Raw genomic sequence first — 7,580 nt, 5'->3', positions numbered from 1 at the left:
TAAAATATTTATAGGTCAAGGCCAGCTTTGCTGTGCATTTATCCTTGACCATAATATTTTGATAACTTAAATTTTGCTACCATCAAAAGTGACATTTTCACAAGTTATTGACACATCTTTTTTGAAAACTGTTGTTATTTTATGATTATTTTTTTAATATATCATTTTCCTATAAAAAATAGTATAAAGCACAAACATAGTTTGTGCTTTATACTGGTTTTTACTTACTTCAATGTTAATAAAGATATCCTTTATTAATACTATATAATTAAAATTAAAGCTATTATCTTCTTACTGTTACTCTTTTATCTATATCCTCTTTTTCTTTTCTATCAGGTTCGCTAACAATACCACCAAATGGCATCTGAGCTACCAATTTATAACTTTCAGGTATATCAAAAATTTCCTTTACCTTTGAATCTATTACCGGATTATAATGCTGCAATGAAGCTCCAACATTTAGCTCTCTTAGCATAGACCAAACAGAAAGCTGCAACATCCCATTTGCTTGATTTGCCCAAACAGGAAAATTGTCTGCATAAGCACTAAACTGTTCCTGCATTTTCTTAACAGTTCCATCGTCATATAAAAATAGTACTGTTCCTGCTCCTGCTTTAAATGAATCTATTTTTTCTCTTGGTACTTTTCCTTCAAAAACATTGTAAATTTCATCCCACAACTGCTCATGTTTTTCACCAAAGGCAAGAACTATTCTCGCACTTTTCATATTGAATGCATCCGGCACTAATTCCGTAACTTCCTTAACCTTTTCTTCAATCTCTTTTTCCAAAACTGGTATATTCTTATCAATATTGTAATATGTTCTTCTATTTGCTAATGATTTTATAATATTCATAACTACCTCCTATTTAAGTTTTCTATTTCATAACTTTTTTCCATACATATTTACTATTTTTTAATCATGCTTTTTTCAAGTCTATTATCCAGTACAACCCAAATCAGAGCAATTGTAATTCATATTGATTAAATGATGATGATTAGCCCAATATATCCCCACATAAATAAAACTGAGAATATATGCTAAAAACGTTGGGAAACCTCCTTTTATTACATCAAGAGTCAAGCTTTCTGGAGTACTAAGTTTTAAAACCATAATTGTGATTACAATTGCTAATACGCCATCACTAAAAGTCTACATTCTACCTCTGCTCATTACACTTTTCCTTATAGTTAATTTTAATATTCTACTTTTTCCTTGATGAAATTATTGCTTCTAAGTTCTGAAAATGCATTTTGCACTTCTTCCTGTGTATTCATTACAATTGGACCTGCCCATGAAATTGGTTCATTTAATGCTCTTGAACTCACATATAAAACTTGACCATTCTTTTCACCATTCTTAATTGTAAGACGGTCCCCTTCTGTTAATTTGACAGCTGTTTTTTCTTCTATATGTTCACCATTAATGTAAATATCACCTAAAAGAGTAAAAACCATTACCGAATCATCCATATTCATAGTAAGCATAACTTCTGCATTAGGATTCAAATGGATATCGTAATAATCCAGAGGAAGATAATCCCCCTTATAGCCTTGATGTTCTCCATATTCTCCTGCTAAAAGCCTTAATTTTCCACCTTCTATTTCTATTTCCTTTATATCTTCATTTTTAATACTATTGTAACTTGGCTTGCTCATTTTATCTTTTGCCGGTAAATTTAGCCATAGCTGCACACCTAAAAGTCTTTCCGAAGCTGGCACTTTTTCTTCGTGCAAAATTCCTGAACCTGAATTCATCCATTGAACTTCTCCATCTGAAATACCATCTTCATTACCTAAGCTATCTCTATGAACCATCTTGCCTCTTGATACATAACTTATTGTTTCAATTCCTCTATGTGGATGCATTGGAAACCCTGCTGTATAATCATCAGGATTAACACTATCAAAAGAATCAAGCATTAAAATAGGATCAAACTCCTTTGTTGTATTATTTCCCAAAACTCTTACTAAATTCACGCCTGCTCCATCTGTAGTTCTAAAACCTCTTACCTTAGTCTTTACTTTTCTTTCCATTTAATTTTCCTCCCACTTTCTTCAAAAGATATACTAGCTTTTCTTTTTCTTCTTGATCTAAAACTTCCATACTTTCTATTACCATCGCTTCATTTTTAGGTGCAATTTTACTAATTACATCATAACCTTCTTTCGTCAGATGTAGTATACATACACGCCTGTCTTTCTCATCAGATAGTCTCTCTACATAGTTCATTTTTACTAAGTTATTCACTATAAGAGGTATTGTTCCTACGCTACTGAGTATTCTTTCTCTTACCTCTCCTACACTCATATCTCCCTTACTGTAAAGAGCTTCTAAAACCATAAATTGACTAAAGGTTAAATTATATTCTGCTGCTATTTTAGATGTTTTTTTATCCAAAGCATTTACATTTCTGTGAAGTCCGATTAAAATTTTTATCTCTGTACTTCGCAAAAGTAATTCACCTCCTTCAATAGCTTTTATATCTAATTAGATATAATCTATATAGATATATATTACACCAAACTTTTCTTTTTGTAAATAGTAACTTTCATTTAGATAGTATCAAATTTTATATTTTTTTATTTACGTCAACTCGAAAATATATTTTTTACTGTACCAATTCCATTTATAAGAATTTAAACTGCACTAATTACATCAAATATCTAGTTATTTCGTTCTTTTTCAATCTAAACTCTAATTTATTTGAATTTTACTTAATATTTATTATATCATTCCCCCTAAACCTTTATATTTCAAAATATATCAAAATAATATATTTTTTTCATTAAATTTGCTACTTTATATGAATATACTCACTATAAAAAAGAAGTATTAAATAATAGAAAAATTAAAGCGTTATATGGATAAACTTCATTTGTACTAATTTATTGTGAAGATACTATGAAATCCAAAAAAAATAGAAGTCTCTGACGTTTTATTGGAAAAAAATCTTGGTACCAATATGCTACAAGCCGAGAGAATCTCTCGGCTGAACACATTGATATATCTATTACTTAGCTGATATTGCCGCCATTGTAATATGGTTAGAACATACGTTCTGCTTATTTTTATTATTTTAAAAGCATTGCAATTACAAGATTTTATTTTTTCTGTTTTATTTAATTTGTATGTTTTTTGCGCTTTTTATTGCCAAAACATTGCCAAAATTTATTTGTAGTAAAAAACAATGTCAATAGTGTTAATAATTTTTAAGATAATATATAATATATAATATTTAAGTAAAAAAGTTAGGAGAAATTAGTATGACCACTGAAGAAAAAATACCTGATTATTTATATCATTATACAACTATAGATAATTTGGCTCTGATATTAAAAAACAAAACTATACGATTTAATTCATTAGATAAAATGGATGATTTACAAGAACAAGAAAGTCAAGATTTTAAAACCGCATGTAAATTGGTTTTTGTAAGTTCTTGGACTGATGATGAAACTGAAAGTATTCCTATGTGGAATATGTATGCTTCTTTATATAATGGTGTTAGAATAAAATTAAAGTCTAATCCTTTTCAGGTGTATGCTAACAAAATTATAAATACGAGTGATAACTTTATTATAAAAAGCGAAAAAATAAATAGTTTTAACAATGAAGATATAGTTCAAGTAAACGGTAAATTAAAAAGAAATCTATCTAACAAATCTGTTTATCCTCATTCTATTTTTAGCTATGTTTGCATTGAAGAATTTTTCAATAACAATTATCTTATCCCTAACTTCCTTTGTTGTAAAAATCTTTTATACAAGATAAATTATACCGATGATCAAAGTAAATTAAGACCAACATTAAAAAAAGTAAACGGTAATTCATTAGAATTTAATATTAATGAACTTGGCTTCTCTAAAAATAATCATTGGGGCTTTCAAAAAGAATGGAGATATATTTTCAATGTAATAAGTACTGATGTTAAAGCCTTTTTTGAAAAAAACGAATTAAGCAGTAACTATTATGATAATATTGAAAATGACAATTTTATTTCTCCATTTGAATATTATGATTTGAAAATTAGTGATAAGGAATTTGAAAATATGGAAATAACCTTAAGTCCATGTTTAACCGAAAGCAAAAGAGAATTGTTGAACGCTTTATTGGAAAAATACAAGGTAAGTAATATACATGAAAGTGTGCTTAAAAATAAGATAAGATGATTTCTTCAAAATCAGAAAAGTAATGGGGGTAACTTAATCGCTACCCCTGCTTCACATTACTTGATATATATTATCTGTTTATATATTCCATCCTAGGAATCTCTTACAAGCTTCCTTTGCAGTATCCTGCCTAGTCTTTCCTAGATCGCCTATATATTTAATATCATACTTGGAGTGTTCATTATTAGGTAAATCTTTGCCATTATCTTTATAGCACTTACAATTTAACTGCTGGGCTATAAATTCAGCAGTAGTTTTGTTGCCATCCCTAAAATACATTACACAAACTGGTTTATTCACTTTAGTTTCACTCCCTTTATTTAAATTTGGATACTGACCGACTAGACCATAGCATATGGCACCAGCTATCTTGTCAAATCCTAATTTCTTAGCTAAGTCTGTATCATGCTTATTATCACAGAAAAAAGATTCAAATAGAACTGCTGTAGGTTTTGTAGCAGATATAATATATAAATCTCCTCTAGCTTTAGCACCTCTATTTTTAAAACCTAAATCTTGAAATGCCTTACAAGCTCTATTTGCTATTGCTAAACCTCTTTGGTCTCCTGGGTAATATAAACATTCCATTCCATGTCCAACCCCGTTTGAAGCATTAAGATGCAATTCACCAACTATATCATATCTGCCACTATTGGCAATTGGTAGTTTATACCCTCTTTCCTGTTTCCAGTTAGTAAATTTCCCCTCTGGGCAAACCACTACATCACAAGTGTGTCCTAGTGATTCTAAAGCTCTTTTTACATATGGAGCAAGTTCCTTATTGTATTTATACTCGTTAACGTAACCACTTGCAGATGTGCATCCACCACCTCTAAGTATTGAATGTCCTACTGATAAAAATATTCTCATTTCTTTACCTCACTTTCTTTACTTTTTATATCTATCTCTTAAATGTCTGAATATATAATTGATTTCCTAAAACTGTTGTACCTGCAATTAATACTCCTTGTATCACTGACTGTACACTTATTCCTGATAGTGCTAAACAAAAGATTATACTTGTGAACATCAATACCCATGGTATCAACTCATCTTTAAACCTTGACCCTTTCAACATCATTCCAATTACATAAAGAACTGGTACAAGAACTATCATACTTTCATTAATATAATGTAATAAATTAAATTCCATATATTTTTACCTCTCTTTCTCTTCTAAAACTGATATTCTTACTTCATGATTATCTAATTGCTCCCCATGAGCATTTAGTCGTGTATCTTGAACACCGTTATGTTCTCTCAGATTTTCAAGATTTACATTAAGTTTAACTATATTAGCATTTAATCTCAGAATCGGCGTTGCTATTGCTGTTATGGGAATTGCAACTTTAATTAAATACCATAAAAATTCTTGTTCTGTCATTTTTTCCCCTTTCCTTTTAGCTTAGATTATCAAAGCAATCCCTGTAGTCAATATTATCATCTGTGAATTTATATACTTCGATAGCTACTTGTCCATTAGTTAATGAAAAAACTGAATTAGTAAAACCAACTTGATATATTGTGCCACTTTCAACTTTTTGGGGATTAGATAGATCGTAGCTGCTTAAAAGTGTACGTTTATTACCATTATTCCAAGTTGCATACATCGAACTTGAACCGCTAGTTCCATTTTTTTTACCCAAACATGCAAATACCACAATATCTTTATCTTTACAGCAATTATTTAACTCTGATTCAACTGTTGAGTATTTTTGATGTATTAATTTGAACCTAGAATCATTTTTTACCATATGATGTATGCCCGCAGAAAATGAAGTTAATGCATATAAACTCCATGGTTGCTTTACTACTTTTGGCAAAAAACCAGTTAAATAAAATTTTAAATCATTATTTCTCATTAAAGCACTTAAAAAACGCTTATCAAATTTGGGAATAAATTCTCTATATTCGTCGATTAATTTATAAATATCAATCCACGATAAATCATTGATTTGACCTGTATTTTTTTTAGGTACTGTTGATAGCATATCTATTATCATTGAAGTCATCACCGGATCATCATGTACCTTCCAATTTCCAGTATATTTATTCAACTTTTGATCCAATGTTACAATATCATTAGCGGAATAGCACCAAGCAGTTGCAGTCTCACCTTTTTCAATCTTTAACTCTTTCACTTTGAATGTTCCAATTAATACGTTATCTATTCTCATACTGAAATTAAATACGTTATTAGTTAATTGTTTTGAATTTAATTTAAATTTATTAGTATGTATAAATTCTCCTGTTCCGGTTTTTTCGACAGATGAAGATATCATATGTTCATTATTAGTAACATCCCCTTTTGCTTGAATACTTATTTTTGCTTTTTTACCATAAACAGGTTCTTGAATTTGATACTCTATCTTTGCAGATAAAGTAAAGGTATCATCTGTTGAATAGTCTTGTTTAATGAGAAAATCACCTATATTTTTCTTTATTCCAGACTCACTTGTAACACCCGCATAAATATTCAATGATTTCCATTCAGCGGATGAATTATCAACTAAATTAGGCTTTGTGATTTCATCAAGTTTTTTAATATCTTCTTTATTATCTTTGATTTTAATAAATAATTCATTTATTGAATCTACTAAATTTGTTTTACTTAGAGTTTTTAAATTTGAAAGCATACCAATTTTTTTCCAAATAAATTTTATTAAATTAGTTATTGATTTTTTTGAATTAAATTCATTATCTTCTTTAAATCCATCTAACTCAATTGAATCGATACTACCTAAATTTTCCTCATGCATTATAAAATTTTCATTTATAACGTCTATATCGGCTACATTTTCCCCGGTTATTATATTCAATCTATTCTCTTGTGTCTTTTTGTAACCTTCCATTAAAGTATTCCTCCTTTCAAATCATTCCATGTCTTGCCTGATTTTTTCCAATCTTCCCATGTTTTGCCAGTATTTTTGATATCATCCCATGTATGAAATTTAAATTCAAAATTATATGCTAGATGTGCAGGTTTTACTTTATCAATAATCTTTTTTATTTCATCAATTCTCTTAGGCACTCCTATAATATCTATAAATTTAATAGTAAAACTATAATCAGAATAGTTTTCTATAACTTCACAAGTACCATTTGAATAGGATTCTACAATCTTTTTTATAACATCTACAGTAGTTATTCCATTACTTTTCATTCTTGCTAAAATATTACTTCTTGTTATCTCAATATCTAAGCTATTATCATAATCAATACCAACAAAATCACACCACCATGCAAGCGAATAAGTGGCAGTTGATACTTGATATTCTTTTTCGGAATTAATCAGATCATCAAAAAATTTTTCGATTTCGATTTGGCAACATTTTAGTATCTCATCAATATACTTATTTCTGTATATAAAAGGCAAATAAGAATATAAATCTCTAATTCTATACATC

9 protein-coding genes and 1 pseudogene are annotated in these 7,580 nt (G+C 29.0%); 1 reads left to right on the top strand and 9 read right to left on the bottom strand.

Features of this window, described 5'->3' with window-relative positions; all coding sequences use genetic code 11:
• Nucleotides 1–283: 283 nt before the first annotated feature.
• From HLB29_RS07810 to HLB29_RS07795, 4 genes and pseudogenes are all read right to left on the bottom strand, one after another.
• Nucleotides 284–856, bottom strand: coding sequence for a nitroreductase family protein (locus HLB29_RS07810; protein WP_185624616.1), 573 nt, complete (start codon nt 854–856; stop codon nt 284–286).
• 84 nt (nt 857–940) lie between these two features.
• A pseudogene (locus HLB29_RS09845) lies at nt 941–1,141 on the bottom strand (TMEM175 family protein); the annotation flags it as partial.
• A 56-nt stretch (nt 1,142–1,197) separates the two neighbouring features.
• Nucleotides 1,198–2,037 carry a pirin family protein gene (locus tag HLB29_RS07800; RefSeq protein WP_185624615.1) on the bottom strand — a complete coding sequence of 280 codons (840 nt, stop codon included), beginning with the start codon at nt 2,035–2,037 and terminating at the stop codon, nt 1,198–1,200.
• Nucleotides 2,015–2,455 (bottom strand): MarR family winged helix-turn-helix transcriptional regulator, encoded by a 441-nt coding sequence (locus tag HLB29_RS07795; RefSeq protein WP_185624614.1) that lies wholly within the window; start codon nt 2,453–2,455, stop codon nt 2,015–2,017. The genes HLB29_RS07800 and HLB29_RS07795 overlap by 23 nt, the downstream gene beginning before the upstream one ends.
• An 812-nt stretch (nt 2,456–3,267) precedes the next feature.
• On the opposite strand from HLB29_RS07795, the gene HLB29_RS07790 reads away from it, so the two are divergent.
• On the top strand, nt 3,268–4,173 hold the full coding sequence (locus HLB29_RS07790) for a DUF2971 domain-containing protein (RefSeq protein WP_185624613.1): 906 nt from the start codon (nt 3,268–3,270) through the stop codon (nt 4,171–4,173).
• Between the two features lie 78 nt (nt 4,174–4,251).
• On the opposite strand, the gene HLB29_RS07785 is transcribed toward HLB29_RS07790, so the two are convergent.
• The 5 genes from HLB29_RS07785 to HLB29_RS07765 are packed head-to-tail and all read right to left on the bottom strand — an operon-like array spanning nt 4,252 to nt 7,579.
• On the bottom strand, nt 4,252–5,043 hold the full coding sequence (locus tag HLB29_RS07785; protein ID WP_185624612.1) for an N-acetylmuramoyl-L-alanine amidase: 792 nt from the start codon (nt 5,041–5,043) through the stop codon (nt 4,252–4,254).
• A 31-nt stretch (nt 5,044–5,074) separates the two neighbouring features.
• On the bottom strand, nt 5,075–5,326 hold the full coding sequence (locus HLB29_RS07780; protein WP_185624611.1) for a phage holin family protein: 252 nt from the start codon (nt 5,324–5,326) through the stop codon (nt 5,075–5,077).
• A 6-nt stretch (nt 5,327–5,332) separates the two neighbouring features.
• On the bottom strand, nt 5,333–5,557 hold the full coding sequence (locus HLB29_RS07775; RefSeq protein WP_185624610.1) for a hypothetical protein: 225 nt from the start codon (nt 5,555–5,557) through the stop codon (nt 5,333–5,335).
• A gap of 16 nt (nt 5,558–5,573) precedes the next feature.
• The gene (locus HLB29_RS07770) at nt 5,574–7,025 is read right to left on the bottom strand and encodes a hypothetical protein (RefSeq protein ID WP_185624609.1); all 1,452 of its coding nucleotides are present in this window, start codon (nt 7,023–7,025) and stop codon (nt 5,574–5,576) included.
• The gene (locus HLB29_RS07765) at nt 7,025–7,579 is read right to left on the bottom strand and encodes a putative phage tail protein (RefSeq protein ID WP_185624608.1); all 555 of its coding nucleotides are present in this window, start codon (nt 7,577–7,579) and stop codon (nt 7,025–7,027) included. The genes HLB29_RS07770 and HLB29_RS07765 overlap by 1 nt, the downstream gene beginning before the upstream one ends.
• Between the last annotated feature and the right edge of the window lies 1 nt (nt 7,580).

It is taken from the genome of Peptostreptococcus canis, assembly GCF_014229965.1.
Classification (GTDB): Bacteria; Bacillota; Clostridia; order Peptostreptococcales; family Peptostreptococcaceae; genus Peptostreptococcus; species Peptostreptococcus canis.
The sequence above is the reverse complement of the archived record's forward strand: the minus strand, read 5'-3'. Positions and strand labels throughout refer to the sequence as shown.